The organism is Marispirochaeta aestuarii (genome assembly GCF_002087085.1).
Classification (GTDB): Bacteria; Spirochaetota; Spirochaetia; order JC444; family Marispirochaetaceae; genus Marispirochaeta; species Marispirochaeta aestuarii.
Window position 1 is genome coordinate 112,201 of record NZ_MWQY01000002.1, and the last position, 17,403, is coordinate 129,603.

The window sequence follows — 17,403 nt, forward strand, 5'->3', positions numbered from 1 at the left end:
AATTTGTTGCATGGCAATATCTTAGCGGCAAATAGTTCGGGGATTCATTCCAGGAAAAAGGAAATTCTGTAAAAAGAGGTGCATATATGCAAAACTATTTGCGAAAAAGCACCTCTTCCGCGTCCAGATTGTATTTTCGCATTTTCCGCCATAGCGTTGAATTATCGATTCCCAGAAGGTCAGCGGCCTGCTTCTTGTTTCCCATGGTCTGACGCAGAGCGGCGACGAGAATACCCTTCTCCATCTTTGCGAAACTCTCACTGTTTATAGTGTCTATATAGAAAAGGTCGCCTTCCCTGTCGCTGCAGGCCTGAGTTTCATCGGTATCCAGAACCTTATAGACTGTTTCACAGTCGATCCCCCCGTCATTCGCAATAATAGCCAACCGTTCACAGATGTTTATCAGTTCCCTCACATTGCCCGGCCAGGAGTGTTCCGAAAGAACCGACATTGCCTCAGGGGAGACATCCGGAACCTGTTTTTTCATACGCATGCTGTTCTGTTCTATGTAGTTGCGAAGCAGCAGCGGAATATCCTCTTTACGCTCCCTCAGGGGGGGGATAGTGATTCTGAGAACATCCAGCCGGTAAAGCAGGTCCCGCCGGAAACGGTCTGAGCGAACAAGATCCTTGAGGGGCACATTGGAAGCAGCAATAACCCGCACATCGATGGGAATCACCCGGTCATGTCCAAGACGCATGATCTCCTTTTCCTGCAGGACCCGCAGGAGACGAGCCTGAAAAGGCAGAGAGAGCTCGGATACCTCATCCAGAAAAATCGTACCCCTGTGGGCGAGTTCGAAAAGCCCCGCCTTACCCGCCCTGGCTGCACCGGTAAAGGCCCCTTCGACATACCCGAAAAGCTCGCTTTCCAGAAGATGTTCCGGAATCGCCGCACAATTGACTGCCACAAAGGGCCCTTTACGTCTTTTGCTTGCGTTATGGATGCTCTGGGCAAACAACTCCTTGCCGGTACCGGTCTCTCCGTCAAGCAGAATATTTGAATCAGCCTCACTGTACTTCATGGCCAGTTCGATTGCTCCGGAAATAGCCTCGCCATAGCCGATAATGTCCTTGAAATGGTATTTGGCAGTCAGCCCCTTTTTGAACAGCTTCTGCCGTATACGCTCTTCCACCTCCTGGATGCGGGAGATCTTCTGAAAAGTAGCGACGGCGCCGACTATCTCAGAATCTATCTGGAGGGGAACACAGTTCGTGGAAATCATCGAGTCCTTTACATTATACAGCCCCTCAAGTTCCTCTTTGCCGGTTTCAAGGACCCTGGTAATACCGATTTCGGGCAACACCTCACCTATGGGACTGCCGATGAGATTTTGCTTCTCAGATTTCAGGATCTCCCCTGCCAGTTTGTTGAAAAGGGTGATCTTACCCTGCTCATCCACTGCTATTATTCCTTCGTAGGAATAGTCCATGATGGTGCGGAGCCGCTCGACCCGTGCTCTCTCGGCCCTGGATATAAGGGCAGTCCGTACGGCCTCGTCCACCGCCTGCCGGATGGATTCGTAGCCGGATTCGATCATGACAGCGGGAAAATGTGCCGCTTCCGCGATCTTGGTCACCATCAGACCGCCCACAACGGCATCCGCATCTCCGGCGATGGCCTGACGAACAAAGGAAGCGCCTTCCTCTTCGGAGGATACCTGATGCGCGACCAGCTCCACATCCATCGCCTTTCCGATGGAGGAAACACCGTACATGACGAAGGAGGAACCTATACAGGCGATTTTTTTTGCGCCGAAGCGTTCCCTGCATGCGTGAATAGCATGAACAATATCGTATCCGCTTATGGGCAGCTCAATAAGGGGAATACCGCTGTTGAGGCTGCGAATACTTTCGGCGGCGATACCCCTGGCAATGATGACATCCCCCTTGAGCTTGAGAGAGGGAACATCATGAACCTCAACCTGCAGGATGTTCTTTTTGATCCTCTCGAAGAGCGGATGCTCCTGAAATACCTTATGGACCAGTTCCATCATAGAGACGTAGGGAACACAGAACGTCAACTCGATCATAAGCAAACTCCGGCATATATGGTAGCATACTTTTTTCAGATAATGACCAGATAAACCATGGGTCTTTTCAGGTTCCAGGGTTGATCTGAAAACGGCTATATGGAAACCTTGCAATCCACCGCCGAGGTGCTATATAAAGAAACCACAGGAGGTCTCGGACAGCATGAAGAAGGTTGGGATTATCAGTGCCGGTGCCTGGGGTACGGCCCTGGGTAAAATAATCGCTGAATTGGGCAATGAAGTCGTTATGTGGGACTTCATGACGGACGTGGTCGACGACATTAATCATAACAATACCAACGGACGGTATCTGCTTGGTGTCAGGCTGCCTTCGAACCTGCAGGCAACCACGGATATTACCCTGGCCGCCGCGGACAAGGATTTTATAATTGTTGCAACCCCGTCCCTGTATATAATCGATTCGGTAAAAAAGATTGCCGCCATGCCGGGAGTACGGGAGGGAAACACCTTTATCGCTGTGGTAACGAAGGGTTTCATATCCGGCGAAGAAGAATCAAAACTCCTTATCGAGGCCATTGAAGAGTTTCTGCCGGAGACCTACAGGAACAACCTGGTCTACATCTCGGGTCCCAGCCACGCGGAAGAGGTTTCCCGGGGTAAGCTGACCGGGCTGATCGCCGCCTGCCCCAACGGGCGCAATGCCATACGCTTCCGGGAACTCCTGACCGGTTCCACCCTGATGGTTTTTCCCTCCCTCGATATAGTGGGGGTACAGACCTGCGGTGCCGTCAAGAACGTCGTTGCCATAGCCTTCGGAATGCTGGATGCGATGATGGAGTTCTCCGACAGTTTCGGCGACAACACCGAGTCTCTGCTTCTGGCTGCAGGCCTGAACGAGATCCAGCTTCTGGGAACAGCCCTCGGTTCCACCCACCCTGAAACTTTTACCTCTATTGCCGGTGTGGGCGACCTGGACGTAACCTGCCGCAGCCGTCACGGCAGAAACCGGCGTTTCGGCCGGGAGATCATCAAGGACAGGATACTCGCCCGCTTCAAGGATCTGGAGGACCTTATCCGTAATATTTCCAGCCTGGGATTCCTGCCCGAAGGAGCTGTGGCTGCAAAATTTGTTCATGAGATCGCCCGTCAGCGGAAGCTCAAGCTGCCTATCTGCGAAACCGTCTATTCCATTCTGAACTGCGAGGTTAATCCCTCCCAGGCGGTATCGATAATGGTGGAAAACCTTGGCGGGGCGCTTACGCAGACTATTCCGGACGCCTAGGAACCGGATCAGAAAGGGGTAGACAAGCCAATCGGGTTTTGGTATCTTTTGCACCTGATTACGGCGCCGTACCCAAGTGGTAAGGGAGAGGTCTGCAAAACCTTTATGCAGCGGTTCGAATCCGCTCGGCGCCTCTATATTCAAGGCCCGCAACAGCGGGCCTTTCATCATTCCTGCAAGGCGGGCGGCCATAGGCCTATCCACTCGGCGCCTCTATATTCAAGGCCCGCAATAGCGGGCCTTTCATCATTCCTGCAAGGCGGGCGGCCATAGGCCTATCCGCTCGGCGCCTCTATATTCAAGGCCCGCAACAGCGGGCCTTTCATCATTCCTGCAAGGCGGTAGCCTCCGGCTATCCGCTCGGGCCTTTATGCTCAATTTAAGCCGGTACATCCTTTACCGTTCTTTGCCATTGGCTCCGGTTTTGGATAAATTATAACAAGGAAGAGTTGAATCACAGCCTTCAGATACGCATCTCCTTTTCTTAGGTCCATCCCATACCAAAAGGAGAGTACGAGTATGCCAAGCGAAAAGTTGATTGAGTTCCTCAATCAGAACCATGTTCACTACGAAACGGCCCACCATTTTGAAAACTACACCGCCCAGGAAACTGCAGCCTCAGCCCACGTGAAGGGTAAGGAATTCGCCAAGTGCGTAGTGGTAATGCTCGACGGGGATCCCGTCATGACGGTGCTGCCTGCAAACTACAAGGTCGACCTTAAACGGCTTAAGCAGCTTACCGGATCGAAGTCAGCCTCTATTGCCCACGAGGAGGAGTTCTCCTACATGTTTCCCGACTGCAGCGTCGGAGCCATGCCCCCCTTCGGGAACCTGTACCATCTGCCGGTGATTGCGGATTCCGATCTGATGAAGGACGATACCATCACCTTCAACGCCGGAAACCACACGGAGGCCCTAAGAATATCGGCGGCGGACTATAAACGGCTGGTCCATCCGCGGGTTGCGAATATTCATCGACGTCGCTTCAGGCCCTTTATTATGTAGCCTCCGGCAGGCATTCCAGCAGCTTCAGGGGTTTTCCCGAAGAGGTCTCTATTACCCTGTTCACCGCCCCGGCGGGAACAAAAAGGGCCGTATAGGGACCGACAGGCACGTCCCCCAGGCTGCCTTCCCCTTCCAGACAGAGGACCACGGCAAAGCCTCCGTCTGAGTTGAGCTCTCCTTTTCCGGGAACTGCGTGGTAGTTCACCCGGAAAGGCATGCCCATGGCCGGCACGGTCAGGGGCAGACAGGTTTCACCTGACTCGTCCAGGGGGCATGATCCGATAAAGCGCCCCCGCAGCTCCTCCGGCGTATACGGGGTGTAATCGAACATATCCAGCATGGATTCAAAACCGGCACCCAGATGACATGCCTCCTCCGGAAGAACCCGGCCTTTGGGGGTAATGCGTTCGGGACGCAGGGTAAAATCCGTGGGTTCCTGGGCTTCCAGAAGAAAACACCCGGGACCGATGGCATGGGGCACGCCGCCGGGGACGGCCATTACATCACCGGGCTGTACCGGGATTTTATGCAGGGCATCGATCATTCCCTGAATATCCTGGGCTTCAAAAAGACGACGCCACTTTTCCCGTGTTATACCGGGCTTGAAACCAAAGAGCACATACGGCTTCTGGCCGTCGATCTCCCGTCCACCCAGAATAACCCAGAACTCGCTCTTCCCGAAGGGAGAGTTAAAATAACGCAGGGAGTCCTTACGGGTGGGATGGGCCTGAATGGTAAGACGTTCGGCGGAGTCGATGAGCTTGACGAGCAGGGCGGGGTCGCTTCCGAAACGATCCACGTGGCGTTTTCCCAGAAAAGCGGCGGGATCCTGCTCTATAAGGCTCTTCAGGCTTTTCGTTTCTGTCCCGGCATCTTTCGAAACAAAACTCAAGCCTTCCCCGTCGATGTGCTCCCGCCCGGGATTCCGGGCGCTGACCACCGAGGCCAGCCATGATTCGGGAAACTCACCGTCCCCGGGATTCTCCTTTCCATAGACCGTGTCCAGTATCCTGCCGCCGACATATGTACGCCAGACCCGCGTCGGGTCCACCGCCAGTGGTTTCTCTGCAATTGTCACAACTCTTCTCCCGGATTGTGGTTCCTGAAATCAGAATAGCCGATATGCTGCAAAGATGGAATGCGGCTCAGGCCTGAACTGCAGGGAAAAAGGAAGAACCCGTCACATCAGTTACGGATTTTCAGTTCTGTTTTTTCCGGATGCTTCTTTAAATGAAGATACCGGTGATGCGCGGTTTGTGCGGCTTTTTTCAGGATTTGCCGTATCTCCGGATCATTCAGTATTTCAAAAACAGGCGGAGAGCCCTTGAACTCCTCGCTGATCCTGTAATGGTCCTTTTTTTCGGGACTGAAGCTGACATCCTCTCCATCCAGAGAGATCTCCTCATGGAGGAGAGTTCCAAGAAGATCCGCCACACTGATGGTAAAGGCGCGGCGTAAATCATCAACTTTTTTTGAATTGGTAACACGGTTTCTGAACTTGCTGAAAAACTCTTTTTCTACTTCGTGCAGATTCTGAGTGGCTTTGTAACTCATTCTTTGCCTCCTTGAATCGGATCCATCAGCTTGAGTTCCAGACCAGTCGATACAGCAGCCCTCTATATTCTAATATACTTACAGCACCCTTCCGGGTGAACCGCTTTCCAGGTTTTTCCGCCAGCGCCGGTAATAGGCAAGAGCCATCAGCATTACCCCGTTGCCGTATTCCCCTGTCCCCATCTTCTCGAACACCTCCTTCTCGGGAACAGGCGCGAACTCCACTCTTTCATGAAGGTCCAGGCTCTGTTCCGTACCGCCCTGGAGACCAAGGGCCACAAAGGTATGGGTATGGTTTGTCATGAAGGCTGGATTGGGGTTGATGGAGCCGATGCAGACAAACTCATCCGCACGATGGCCCGTCTCCTCCAGAAGCTCCCGGGCGGCGGCATCTGCCGGATCCTCCCCCGGATCCACTGCGCCGGCGGGGAACTCCACGGTCAGCTCCCCGGACCCGTGTCGGAACTGTCGTACCATAAGAAAATCCCGGGTTCCGTCGGCTTTTTCCAGTACGGGAATGATGGTTACCCATTCGGGAGCCTCGATCAGCACAAACTCCCCTTCCTTTGCCTCCCCGTCCCTGCGTTTCGCGGCAGAAAGGGTAAAAATGGGGGTCTTTGCGACTACCCGGCGCTGGATCTCCTTCCAGTGGTGGTGCTCATCCGGCTGCACCCAGGTCATAGGGAAGCTCCGCTTTCGTCTTCTGATGCCATAAGACGCTTCAGGGTCTCGGCACAGGCGTCAAGAAACTCCTTCCGCTCAGTATAATCGCTTCCCCGGGTTTCCGGGAGGATCAGAACCTCCGCAGGACCGAATCCGCAGTAGTGGAAGACCCTCCTCTGCCACATATCCACCGCCGGTATCGGCTCGGAAGCGTCGGCGTCGGAGGTAATCACCGTCAGGGCCATTTTCTTTTTCAGAAGGGGGATCCGCCGAAACCTCCCCGTTGAGTCCTCCTCAAAACTGAAGGCGAAACCCGGCTGCAAAACCCGGTCAAGCCAGCCTTTGAGGATCCCCGGAGGGGTTCCCCACCAGTCCGGATGCACCCAGGCAATCAGCCCGGCCTCGCTCAGAAGCTTCTGGTGACGCTGGACTGTTTCATCAAAGCTGAAGCGCCGGACTGTCTCGTCAGAACTCAGTACCGGATCGAACTTCTCCTCGTAGAGATTCAGGATTGAAACCCCGGCTCCCGTCTTTCCGGCAGCTTCGGCAAGAACCGCGGCCACGGTTCCGCAAAAGGAGGATGTGTTGGGATGAGCAAGGATAATAAGGACCGAATTCTTCATGCCTCAAGCCTACCCCCGGAGGCAGTCCTTATTCAAGCTTGCCGCTCTTTTTTGGTTTGACTGTTTTTGATTCTCTCGGTATCTTATCTAATAATTAACTGATTTTTTTTGTAAGGTATTATCGGTATGATTCACGAGAGCACCGTGCTGGACGCGCTGATGGATGTAATTGACCCGGAGCTGGGAATAAATATTGTCGACCTTGGCCTGATCTACGGTATCGAGATCGATGAAGAAGGAGACGACAGGGGAATTTCCATCCAGTTCACCCTGACCTACCCCGGCTGTCCGGTGGGGGACCTGATTCAGAGCGAGATTGTACGTGTCGTCACGGAGGCTACGGGCCTTCCGGTGGGCGCCACGATAATCTGGAATCCCCCGTGGAATATGGAACGCATGAGCGAGGCTGCCCGGCTTGAACTGGGTTATCCGATATAAGCTGAAAATCTGCACACAGGAGACTGCATATGGAACTTGTTATCCGCGATCTGCACGCATCAATAGAAAATCAGCCCATCCTCAAGGGAATAGATCTGACGGTAAGAACCGGGGAGACCCATGCCCTCATGGGACCCAACGGATCGGGAAAAAGTACCCTGGCAAACGTGCTGATGGGGCATCCAAAATACGAGGTAACCGGAGGCTCGGTCAGGCTGGACGGCCACGAACTCCTCGACCTGGAACCGGACCAGAGGTCCCTGGCAGGGCTTTTCCTGGCCTTCCAGTATCCCGTGGAAATTCCCGGTCTTACGGTGGGAAAATTCCTGAAACGTGCGGCGGAGCTCCGCAGCGGGGAGGAAAAACTCAAGGTTTCCAGCTTTATCAGGGAACTCCGGGAAACCATGGATTTTCTTGAGATGGATCAGAATTTTATCAACCGTTACCTGAACGAGGGCTTCTCCGGGGGCGAAAAAAAGCGCATGGAGATCCTTCAGATGCTTACCCTCAAGCCGGTCTTCGCGGTCCTGGATGAAACCGACTCGGGTCTCGACATCGATGCCCTCAAGATAGTATCCCGGGGTGTACGCCGGCTTTCAGGTCCCGACTTTGGTTCCCTGGTTATTACCCACTATCAGCGTATCCTCGATTATCTGAAACCCGACTTTGTGCATGTCATGTATAACGGCCGGATCGTCGTCTCCGGAGGCGGAGAGCTTGCGGCAACCCTGGAAGCCCAGGGTTACGACTGGGTCCGGGAAGAACACGGGGAGGAGGTAAGCCATGGCTGATACTCCCAATGTAGATATAGAAGATTACCGTTTCGGTTTCAACTTTCCCGATTCTTCCGTTTATACCACCGGAAAAGGCCTTTCCGAAGAGGTGGTACGGCAGATCTCCCGCCAGAAGGAGGAGCCCGAGTGGATGCTCAACTACCGGCTTCGGGCACTGGAGGCCTTCCGGCGGAAAGCCATGCCCAACTGGGGCGCAGACCTGAAGGCCATTGATTTCGACGAGATCGTCTACTACGCCCGGCCTACCGACAAGCAGAGCCGAAGCTGGGAGGATCTGCCGGAATCGATCCGGGAGACCTACGACCGCATCGGCATCCCCGAGGCGGAGCGCAAGTTTCTTGCCGGGGTGGGTGCCCAGTATGACTCCGAGGTGGTTTACCACAACCTGAAAAAGGAACTGGAGGCAAAAGGGGTCATCTTTTCCGATCCCGAATCCGCTGTCCGGGAACACCCGGAGATCGTCCGCAAGTACTTCGGGACCGTGGTTCCCTATGGGGACAACAAGTTCGCCGCCCTTAACTCCGCGGTCTGGTCCGGGGGAAGCTTTATCTACGTCCCCAAAGGGGTAAAGGTGGATATCCCCCTGCAGGCCTATTTCCGGATCAACCTGGAAAACTTCGGACAGTTCGAGCGTACCCTGATAATCGCAGACGAGGGCAGCTTCGTTCACTATATAGAGGGCTGCACCGCCCCTGTCTACACCACCGATTCCCTTCACAGCGCCGTGGTGGAGATAATCGCCCTCCCGGGAGCGCGAGTCAGATACTCCACAATCCAGAACTGGTCCACCGACGTCTACAACCTGGTAACCAAGCGTGCCGTGGCCCACGAAAACGCCACCGTGGAGTGGGTGGACGGCAACATCGGCTCCAAACGCACCATGAAATACCCCTCGGTCTACCTGATGGGAGAGGGTGCCCACGGCGAGGTGCTCTCCATTGCCTTTGCCGGAACCGGCCAGGAACAGGACACGGGAGGCAAGATGGTTCATATGGCCTCAAATACAACTTCCACCATCACCTCGAAGTCGATCAGCAAGGGTTCTGGAATCGCGAGCTACCGGGGACTTTTGAAGGTAGCCCCGGGCCTGAAAAACGTTAAGTCCCGGGTCGTATGTGACGCCCTGCTCTTGAACGACGAGAGCGCAACCAACACCTATCCCTATATGGAGATTGAATCCGACGACGTCTCCATCGAACACGAAGCCCGGGTAAGCCGTATCGGCGAGGACCAGCTTTTCTATCTGCAGAGCAGGGGATTCGATGAGGAAGAGGCTTCTGGGCTGATCGTCAACGGCTTTCTGGATCCCCTGGTCAAGCAACTCCCCATGGAGTACGCGGTGGAATTAAACAGACTGATAGAACTCGAAATGGAGGGCTCGGTAGGATGAAACACGACAGAGGAAACAGCCTGGTACAGACAACGCGATCCGTACATGCAGTTCGTAAAGAGGGGGAACGTCGATTTGCAGAGCTCGAGTGGCCCGGCCCTTCCGACGAGATGTGGCGCAGAACCGATGTCTCAGGCATAGACTTCGAGTCCTTCAAACCGGACTCCTCAGAGGTTCAGACCGAGCTGCCCCGGTCTGAAGGATTCGAACTGGTAACCTTTAACGGCGGAAAGGGAGAGCAGGATCTCTCCGGGGATGTAGTTTCCACCCTTGTATCCCATGCCTCGGGAAGCCGGGACCGGGTGGAGGCCTTTCACTACAGCAGGATCAACAACGGTTTCACCCTGCGCATCCCCGCGGGGGTACACATCGAGGAGCCCATGGTTCTGCGTTTTGCCGGAGGAGACCCGGGAACCCACGAGGCGCTTTTCGGCCGCATTATGGCGGAAGAGAACAGCAGCGCCCAGGTGTATATAATCCTGGAGGATGCTGACGGCAGCGAAACCCTGCGCACAGCGGGTTTTCACTTTGAAGTCGGCAGGGGCAGCAGGGTCAAAGCAGCTGCAATCCAGGATCTCTCCCTGAACTCGAAGCATTTCGGCTTTCATTCCGCCTCAATAGACCGGGACGGACAATTCACCTTTTCCGAAATCGATCTGGGAGCCGCCTTGAGCGTCAGCGCCCCGGTCTTCAGCACCCTGGGAGAGGGTGCTCAGGTTGATATTACCGGGCTCTACGCCGCTGCCAGGGCTCAGCACAAGAACCTGCGCCCCGTCCAGCGCCACGCCGAGCCCTACGGAAGCAGCAACAGCCTGTACAAGGGAGCCCTGCTGCCGGGGGGCCGCACCATATTCCAGGGACTGATCCGCGTCGAACCCGGGGCCGTCAGGACCGATGCCTACCTCTCCAACAAGAACCTGCTTCTCGAAGACGGGGCCAGGGCGGATTCCATCCCCTCCCTGCAGATCCTGAACAACGATGTACGATGTACCCACGGTTCCACCACGGGAAAGCTAAACCCTGAACAGGTTTTCTATCTCCAGAGCCGGGGATTCAGCAGCGATGAGGCAAAGCGGCTGCTTTTGTGGAGCTTCTACGACGACGCCCTGGGAAAACTTCCCGAGCTTGTGGCGGAATCGGTTCGGGAGCGTCTCCTTAAACATCCCATTTTCAGTGCCGGAGAGGATTGATATGGCCGAATGGAAACCCGCCGTAAAAGAAGACGGTTTCCGCAACAGCACCCGGGTGGAGATTGACGGAAAGCCCTTTGCCCTTTTCCGCCTGGAAGACGGTATCTACGCCCTGGACGATATCTGTTCCCATGAGTATTCCCGCCTTTCAGAGGGAGAGATCTGGGACGGAGAGGTTTACTGCCCCAAACACGGTTCACGCTTCGATATCCGAAACGGGCAGGTACGCTCCTTTCCCGCCATGGTTCCGGTGGGGAGCTACCCCGTCCGGGTCGAAGACGGGATGGTTTACATCGACATGGAGGCCGCTGAATGAGACAGACCCTCATGGAACTCACGGAAACGGACATCCGGTATGAATTCCCCGTGCTGCGAAACCATCCGGACATAGTGTACCTGGACAGCGGTGCTACAACCCAGAAACCCGAGTCCGTCATCCGGCGGATAGACAGGTATTATCGACAGGAGAACGCCAACGTACACCGGGGAATCCATAGCCTGGGCGAAGCCGCCACCGAGGCCTACGAAGGGGCCCGGGGGAAGGTACAGAAGTTTCTCAACGCCCGAAAACGGGAGGAGGTAATCTTCACAGGGGGAACAACCGACGCCATCAACCTGGTGGCTTCCGTTTTCAGGGAGTCACTCCTTGGTCCCGGAAAAAGGATTCTCCTTACCGAGATGGAACACCACGCGAATCTGGTTCCCTGGCAGCTGGCGGCGAAACGCAGCGGGGCTGAGCTTGATTTCATACCCCTTGCAGATGACGGCTCACTGGACCTGAACAGACTCGATGAGAAACTAAACCCGGATGTGGCTGTTTTAGCCCTCACCCATATTTCCAACGTGCTGGGAACGATAAATCCCGTGAAAGAGATTATCGGGCGAGCCCATGCAGAGGGGATCCCTGTGCTGGTGGACGCCGCCCAGAGCATTCCCCGACTCCCCGTGGATGTTCAGGCGCTGGGGGCGGATTTTCTTGTATTCTCGGCGCACAAGGTTTACGGCCCCACGGGAATCGGGGTGCTCTACGGCAGAGAGGAGTGGCTGGAGCGGCTGCCCCCCTGGCGGGGCGGAGGAGATATGATCGATACAGTGGAGCTGGATGGATCCACCTGGAATACCCTGCCCTACAAGTTTGAAGCAGGAACCCCCAACATTGCCGGGGCTGCCGGAACAGGTGCTGCCCTGGAGTGGCTGGAGCGGCGGGATATACGGCTCATCTCGGACAAGGAAGAGTATCTTACCGAATACCTGCGATCCCGCCTTGCCGAGCTGTCGTGGATAAAAATGCTCCCCGCCCCGGAAGGAACACGAACCGGACTCGTCTCATTTACCATGGACGGGATTCACCCCTACGACGCGGCCCAGATCCTGGACAGGAAAGGCTTTGCCCTGCGCTCGGGACACCACTGTGCACAGCCCCTGCATCGCCGTTTCGGCCTGGAGGGTTCCTTACGGGCGAGCTTCGGGGTCTACAACCGGGAATCGGAACTGGACAGGCTGGTGGAAGCTCTGCAGGAGACCCGCCGCTTTCTGGCCTGAGTCCAGCGTCCGATTCAGATACGCTGCAGTAACAGCTTTGCAAAGGACATTATGGCCAGCCGATCGGACAGCTCCGCCTGCCGGGCCTCCTCCCCGTTGAGAAGAGGAATAACATGCTGAAACAGAGGATAGGACTCAACCCCGCGAACCGCTTTTGAAAGGGTGTATAGTTCATCCGCGCTTTCAATGGACCACTTCATGACAGAATCCGAAGAGTTTTTCAGAACCAGACGGTTACCCATCTCGAGTCCCCTGGCGGAACAGTATTCCAGAATCATTGCAGCCTGACCGATGCGACGGGCAATGATCTCCAGTAGCTGTGCAACTTCATCAGCATTGAAATAGTAGAGGAGCCCGACAGCCAGGACCACAGGCCTGCCCTGGATTTCAATCCTCCGATAGGTGCTTTCCTCGAGGACAGAACCCGGAATAAGCCTGTAGCGGTCGGATTCCGGAAAAAGCCGTTTTTTCAACGCTATTACCCCTGGAAAATCTATATCATACCAGCGAACGGAATCCGATACGAAGCCATGGAAGGCCGTATCCAGTCCGCAGCCAAGATTGAGTATCGTTAAATCACCACCCTTTTCGCTTATACTCCTCAGTTCACGCAGCACATTGAGGGCCCTGGCCACCCAGGCCAGGCGGCTCATACTGAGCTGCTCCGAAGAAATAACCGAGAAGTCGATTCCCAGAGATTCAACCAATCGAACACATTCACTGTCATGCAGCAGACCATGTTCCCTGATACTCTCTGAATACCGCCCCCAGAGCGGAAGCAGCATGGTTTTTTCCACTCCTCTCAATGCAGAAGCTGCATCCTCTGTCATGGTTCCTCCCCGACACTCTCCATCGAAGCGGCACGCCAGATAAAGCACACATGATGTCTGAGGGCATCGCGAATCCGCCCGGAATCGAAATGTCTGTTCTCTTTCTGAAGACTTCGTTCATAAAAGTTCGCCGCCACGGGGGCCAGCAATTCGGCGGTGAGAAAATCGGTGGAGCAGTCAAAATGCCATCCAAGCATCCTTACCCGCTCCAAAACCAGAGTTACCAGCTTCCGTGGTCGTGAAAAAAACTCATTATACAGAAAATCACGAATGCCCTCGTGAAAATACTGTCCCCTGGTTACAATCCGAACAGGAACAAAAAACTTCTCATTCTGAAGCAGATCAACAGGTGCAAGCATCAGGTCCGATAGCACCGCTTCAGGACCGTTCCTGATCAGCAAGTCATCAAGATTTTCAGGAACATCATTCATGCCCAGGGCTCTGAGATCCTGACTGAACCGCAGTACTACTTCATCCAGAATAGCGGCTTTTTCCGGGAAATGGTTATAGATCGAACTGGCCCTGATGTGTATCTTCGATGCAATATCCCGTATAGAGACATTTTTATAGCCGTATTCGGAGAATAGTGAACAGGCTGTCTGATAAATCTTTTCTCGATTGGATTTTCCCATTCCAGGTATTCTCCCCCGATGAGATAGACTAGCATTGCTAGTCTATTATAATCCTGGAACCGGTAACAGTCAAAGTATTTATTCTTGAAATATACAGCCGGGTAGAAGTGCTGTGCTCCATGAAGAGAGAAGACTTTTCTTGCATGACCTGCAGCAATGCCGTACACTCATCATAAACCCTGAGATTCCAGGAGGATACCCATGAAGGTTCTTTTTATCGGCGGCACCGGCAACATATCCACTCCCTGCTCGCGGGAACTCCTGCGTCGCGGAGTCGAGCTTGTCCATCTCAACCGGGGAAGCAGCACACCGGATTTTCCCGAGGGCAAGGTCCGGAGCATACACTGCGATGTAAACGACGAGGCAGCCCTGACTCAGGCTCTGGAAAAGGAAAGCTTCGATGTTGTGGTGGACTGGATTGCCTTTCGACCCGAACAGGTCCTGCGGGATATTCGCCTCTTTACCGGAAAAACCGGACAGTATATCTATATAAGTTCCGCGTCTGCCTATCGGAAGCCCCCGTTGCAGCCGGTGATTACAGAATCGACGCCCCTTATTAATCCCTACTGGGACTACTCACAGCTCAAGATTCTCTGTGAACGGGAGCTTTTCCGGGCCTGGGAGGAAACGGGATTTCCGGCAACCGTCGTACGCCCCTCCCATACCTACGGAGAAAGCTGGATTATCTCAAGCTTCGGTTCCAGGGATTATACTGCGGCCGCCCGCATGCTCGAAGGCAGGAAGATACCCGTTCACGGTGACGGTCAGAGTCTCTGGGTACTGACCCACGCCGAGGACTTCGCCGTCGGTTTCGCGGGACTCGTCGGAAATCCTAATAGCCTGGGAGAGGCCTATCATATAACCTCCGACGAGCTTTTGACCTGGGACAGGATTCACCAGCTGCTGGCGTCTGCCCTGGGGGTGAAGGCTGATATAATTCACCTGCCCCTGGATTTTATCGAACAGGAGGCTCCTGAGTTCGGTCCCGGGCTCAGGGGCGACAAGAGTTACAGCGTGATCTTCGACAACAGCAAGATTAAAGCGGCCGTTCCCGATTTCCAGCCCCGGATCTCCTATGCCCGGGGAATCCGCCGTTCCGTGGTGTACCTGGAGGCACATCCGGAGAAGAAGATCATCGATACAGCGAAGGACGCCCTGATGGACAGGATGATAAGCACCTATCTTCAAGGATTTGCAGGAGCTTAAAGATCCTCAAAAGGGTGGAACTTGCGGTAGAAACTCCCGGGAACCAGAAAATTCACCGCCGAGGGAACAATGGAGCAGTGCAAGGTGTAGCGCCCTTCCACTGCGGGATTATCACAACGACGGAGTTCGCCATCCGCATGGTAGGCAAAGGGCTCCCGCTTCATCAGTTTCACCTGTCTGACCTCATAGCGTTCTATCACCGGCCGGTCTCTTTTGGCCCGCTGCCGGTTTATCCTGCGATGCCAGCCATTCCATATATCAAAGATGTTCGACAGGATCTCCCGGCGATGGATAAAATTGAAGCTGTAGATATCCATGAAACCGCTGTTGCAGACAACATCAGGGGCTATCTTGAACATTTTCGCGTAATACGGGCGGGTGGCAATCTCGATGAGGGGAGAACGGGTTTCTCGTGTAAAGTGCTTAAAGGGAAATTCAGCATTGCTCCTGGGGCCCTTGAAGGCGTACTTCCCATCTTCCATTTCCAGGATTTTTGTATCCTGCAGGAGAGAAAAATCCCGGTACCATGACTGCAGGGAAGCGGCAATATAATTCATCATTCCGGGACGGCCGCGCCCGGCCCCTTCCCTGTATTCCAGCACCCTGGCATCGAGCCCGATTCCAAGCAGCTGACAGTACAGCGATGCTTTTCCGTCGTCTGCACGGATAAGGTCCACGGGCTGAATATATTCCCGTTCCATGCCTTCCAGATAGGAGCGGATTTGAGCCCGTATCGAAACCGGGACCTCATAGGAATCCTGAATACCGTTTCCGCTGCCCCCGCGCAGGAAACCAAGGGCCTTGCTTGTTGTGGATATCCTTCGGTGTGCGGACATATAGGCGTTAATGGCCAGGTTCGCCGTTCCGTCTCCGCCCCATATCAGAAGGAAGCGTTTTTCCCCGGCGGCAAAGGCTTCGACCTCCCTGCGAAAATCCTCCGGTCTTCTGCACTCCACGATATGGGAGGCTTTATAGATCCGAAGGATTTTCTTCAGTTTCCGCGCATAGCCCGGGAATCGGTTCGGGTTTATAAGAAAAACCGCATTCTTAAACGCCTGCATACCCGTATTCCAATATAATCAGAACAGCGGCAGCAAACCATCCGTCCGGGAACGATTTAACCGATCTTTAACAGGAGTTCAGGAATATTTGGACAGGATCTCCAGGACAAAGGCCTTTAAGGGGAGTTCCAGTGAGGCTGAGGCTTCCTTGAAATCCCGGATGATCCTGCCGGAATCGAACACTCCGTCTTTCACCAGAACGGGAGCCTCCTTATAGGTGTAGCCCCGATCCTCTCCGGTATCCACCTTATCGAGACGATAGCCTTCTTCTTCGGTCCAGGTGAGGGCCTTCTCTCCCTCCTCCCTGTCGTTTTTGTCGTAGCAGAGTTGAAAACCGATAAGCGCACCGCCTTCCCGGCGGTACCAGACAATGAGGTCCATCTTCTCGTCGGAAAACCAGCGCCGGAATCCTTCTCCGGGGATCTGGCGGGTTTCAGGTATCTCGACGAGCATTATGTGACTACTCCTTCAGTCCTGAACGGATAACCGACTCCACCCGCTCATGCAAGGACGACAGTTCTTCCTTGTCCATTGCGGAAGTATCGATGGGCTCATGGAAGGTGATGGAAATGGAGGCAGGGGTCAGTCTTCCCTTCTCCTCCAGGGCATGATAGGTCCCCTGGACGGTAACCGGAAGGATGCTGGCTCTGGAGCGGGTTGCAAGCTTGAGGCTCCCTTTTTTAAAGGCATTCATTTTATCCCCGCGGCTCCGGGTTCCTTCGGGAAAAATCAGCATGGGAAAACCGTTTTTAATATTTTGTACACCCTTTTCTATTGCCCTGATGGCGGAACGGGGACTGCTGCGCTTGATGGGTACACAACGGATAGCCCACATCATTATCCCCACCCAGGGAAAATAAAGGAGCTCCCTCTTGGCAATGAACCCGACATAAAACGGAAGGGAATGTACAATTACCGGTATGTCCGCAATTCCCTGATGATTGCTGACCACACAGACGGCCTTATCCAGGAGTCCTGCGGTGTTTTCTCTGCCCTTGATCTCCACCTTTGCCCCGCCGGCGATAATATAGAACCAGGACAGAAAAGAAGCCATCAGATTGATATAGCGCCGCTCAAGCCTGTGCAGACGAAAGACCCTGAAAATTACCGAAAACAGGGCCACGGGGAACATGAGGGTCGTTACAACAAAATACAGCAGCAGAAAAAGAACTGATCGGACCATACCGGCGATATTACCCC

19 protein-coding genes and 1 tRNA gene are annotated in these 17,403 nt (G+C 54.4%); 10 read left to right on the forward strand and 10 right to left on the reverse strand.

The features are described 5' to 3' along the window. Positions 1-94: 94 nt before the first annotated feature. Positions 95-2,032, reverse strand: a complete 1,938-nt coding sequence (locus B4O97_RS02005; protein WP_083047814.1) for a sigma 54-interacting transcriptional regulator — start codon at positions 2,030-2,032, stop codon at positions 95-97. A 133-nt stretch (positions 2,033-2,165) separates the two neighbouring features. On the opposite strand from B4O97_RS02005, the gene B4O97_RS02010 reads away from it, so the two are divergent. The 3 genes from B4O97_RS02010 (at position 2,166) to B4O97_RS02020 (ending at position 4,280) form a co-directional block, all read left to right on the forward strand. After that, entirely contained in the window at positions 2,166-3,275 is a 1,110-nt protein-coding gene (locus B4O97_RS02010) for an NAD(P)H-dependent glycerol-3-phosphate dehydrogenase (RefSeq protein ID WP_394701435.1), read from the forward strand. A 62-nt stretch (positions 3,276-3,337) separates the two neighbouring features. After that, positions 3,338-3,409: transfer RNA gene (locus tag B4O97_RS02015), tRNA-Cys, on the forward strand. A gap of 385 nt (positions 3,410-3,794) precedes the next feature. Next, entirely contained in the window at positions 3,795-4,280 is a 486-nt protein-coding gene (locus tag B4O97_RS02020; protein WP_083047818.1) for an aminoacyl-tRNA deacylase, read from the forward strand. Here the strand turns inward: B4O97_RS02020 and B4O97_RS02025 are convergent. The 4 genes from B4O97_RS02025 to B4O97_RS02040 form a co-directional block, all read right to left on the reverse strand. After that, the gene (locus B4O97_RS02025; protein WP_083047820.1) at positions 4,273-5,358 is read right to left on the reverse strand and encodes a type I phosphomannose isomerase catalytic subunit; all 1,086 of its coding nucleotides are present in this window, start codon (positions 5,356-5,358) and stop codon (positions 4,273-4,275) included. The two genes, B4O97_RS02020 and B4O97_RS02025, sit on opposite strands and share 8 nt — an antisense overlap. A 107-nt stretch (positions 5,359-5,465) precedes the next feature. Continuing rightward, entirely contained in the window at positions 5,466-5,834 is a 369-nt protein-coding gene (locus B4O97_RS19415) for a hypothetical protein (protein ID WP_083047822.1), read from the reverse strand. 78 nt (positions 5,835-5,912) lie between these two features. After that, positions 5,913-6,515 (reverse strand): NUDIX hydrolase, encoded by a 603-nt coding sequence (locus tag B4O97_RS02035; RefSeq protein WP_083047824.1) that lies wholly within the window; start codon positions 6,513-6,515, stop codon positions 5,913-5,915. Beyond that, positions 6,512-7,120 carry an NAD(P)H-dependent oxidoreductase gene (locus B4O97_RS02040; RefSeq protein WP_083047826.1) on the reverse strand — a complete coding sequence of 203 codons (609 nt, stop codon included), beginning with the start codon at positions 7,118-7,120 and terminating at the stop codon, positions 6,512-6,514. Before B4O97_RS02040 ends, B4O97_RS02035 begins: the two co-directional genes overlap by 4 nt. Before the next feature lie 126 nt (positions 7,121-7,246). On the opposite strand from B4O97_RS02040, the gene B4O97_RS02045 reads away from it, so the two are divergent. Genes B4O97_RS02045 through B4O97_RS02070 form a run of 6 tightly spaced genes read left to right on the forward strand, consistent with a single transcriptional unit; the run spans position 7,247 to position 12,474 of the window. Then, positions 7,247-7,558 (forward strand): metal-sulfur cluster assembly factor, encoded by a 312-nt coding sequence (locus B4O97_RS02045; RefSeq protein WP_083047828.1) that lies wholly within the window; start codon positions 7,247-7,249, stop codon positions 7,556-7,558. Between the two features lie 29 nt (positions 7,559-7,587). Then, positions 7,588-8,349 carry a Fe-S cluster assembly ATPase SufC gene (gene sufC / locus B4O97_RS02050; protein WP_083047830.1) on the forward strand — a complete coding sequence of 254 codons (762 nt, stop codon included), beginning with the start codon at positions 7,588-7,590 and terminating at the stop codon, positions 8,347-8,349. Then, positions 8,342-9,742 carry a Fe-S cluster assembly protein SufB gene (gene sufB, locus B4O97_RS02055; RefSeq protein ID WP_083047832.1) on the forward strand — a complete coding sequence of 467 codons (1,401 nt, stop codon included), beginning with the start codon at positions 8,342-8,344 and terminating at the stop codon, positions 9,740-9,742. Before sufC ends, sufB begins: the two co-directional genes overlap by 8 nt. Beyond that, positions 9,739-10,932, forward strand: coding sequence for a SufB/SufD family protein (locus B4O97_RS02060; protein WP_083047834.1), 1,194 nt, complete (start codon positions 9,739-9,741; stop codon positions 10,930-10,932). Before sufB ends, B4O97_RS02060 begins: the two co-directional genes overlap by 4 nt. A 1-nt stretch (position 10,933) precedes the next feature. Continuing rightward, entirely contained in the window at positions 10,934-11,248 is a 315-nt protein-coding gene (locus tag B4O97_RS02065; RefSeq protein WP_083047835.1) for a non-heme iron oxygenase ferredoxin subunit, read from the forward strand. Further along, on the forward strand, positions 11,245-12,474 hold the full coding sequence (locus tag B4O97_RS02070; protein WP_233142877.1) for an aminotransferase class V-fold PLP-dependent enzyme: 1,230 nt from the start codon (positions 11,245-11,247) through the stop codon (positions 12,472-12,474). Before B4O97_RS02065 ends, B4O97_RS02070 begins: the two co-directional genes overlap by 4 nt. A 14-nt stretch (positions 12,475-12,488) precedes the next feature. On the opposite strand, the gene B4O97_RS02075 is transcribed toward B4O97_RS02070, so the two are convergent. Continuing rightward, entirely contained in the window at positions 12,489-13,304 is an 816-nt protein-coding gene (locus tag B4O97_RS02075) for a class I SAM-dependent methyltransferase (RefSeq protein ID WP_083047837.1), read from the reverse strand. Next, on the reverse strand, positions 13,301-13,936 hold the full coding sequence (locus B4O97_RS02080; protein ID WP_083047839.1) for a TetR/AcrR family transcriptional regulator: 636 nt from the start codon (positions 13,934-13,936) through the stop codon (positions 13,301-13,303). Before B4O97_RS02080 ends, B4O97_RS02075 begins: the two co-directional genes overlap by 4 nt. Before the next feature lie 201 nt (positions 13,937-14,137). Between B4O97_RS02080 and B4O97_RS02085 the strand changes: the two genes are divergently transcribed. Beyond that, complete coding sequence (locus B4O97_RS02085; protein WP_083047841.1) at positions 14,138-15,142, forward strand: SDR family oxidoreductase; 1,005 nt, start codon at positions 14,138-14,140, stop codon at positions 15,140-15,142. Here the strand turns inward: B4O97_RS02085 and B4O97_RS02090 are convergent. The 3 genes from B4O97_RS02090 to B4O97_RS02100 form a co-directional block, all read right to left on the reverse strand. Next, complete coding sequence (locus tag B4O97_RS02090; protein WP_083047843.1) at positions 15,139-16,203, reverse strand: diacylglycerol/lipid kinase family protein; 1,065 nt, start codon at positions 16,201-16,203, stop codon at positions 15,139-15,141. The genes B4O97_RS02085 and B4O97_RS02090 overlap by 4 nt on opposite strands. A 78-nt stretch (positions 16,204-16,281) precedes the next feature. Further along, positions 16,282-16,656 carry a hypothetical protein gene (locus B4O97_RS02095; RefSeq protein WP_083047845.1) on the reverse strand — a complete coding sequence of 125 codons (375 nt, stop codon included), beginning with the start codon at positions 16,654-16,656 and terminating at the stop codon, positions 16,282-16,284. 7 nt (positions 16,657-16,663) lie between these two features. Continuing rightward, a complete protein-coding gene (locus B4O97_RS02100; protein ID WP_083047847.1) occupies positions 16,664-17,386 on the reverse strand; it encodes a lysophospholipid acyltransferase family protein in 723 nt (240 codons plus the stop codon). Positions 17,387-17,403 lie beyond the last annotated feature (17 nt).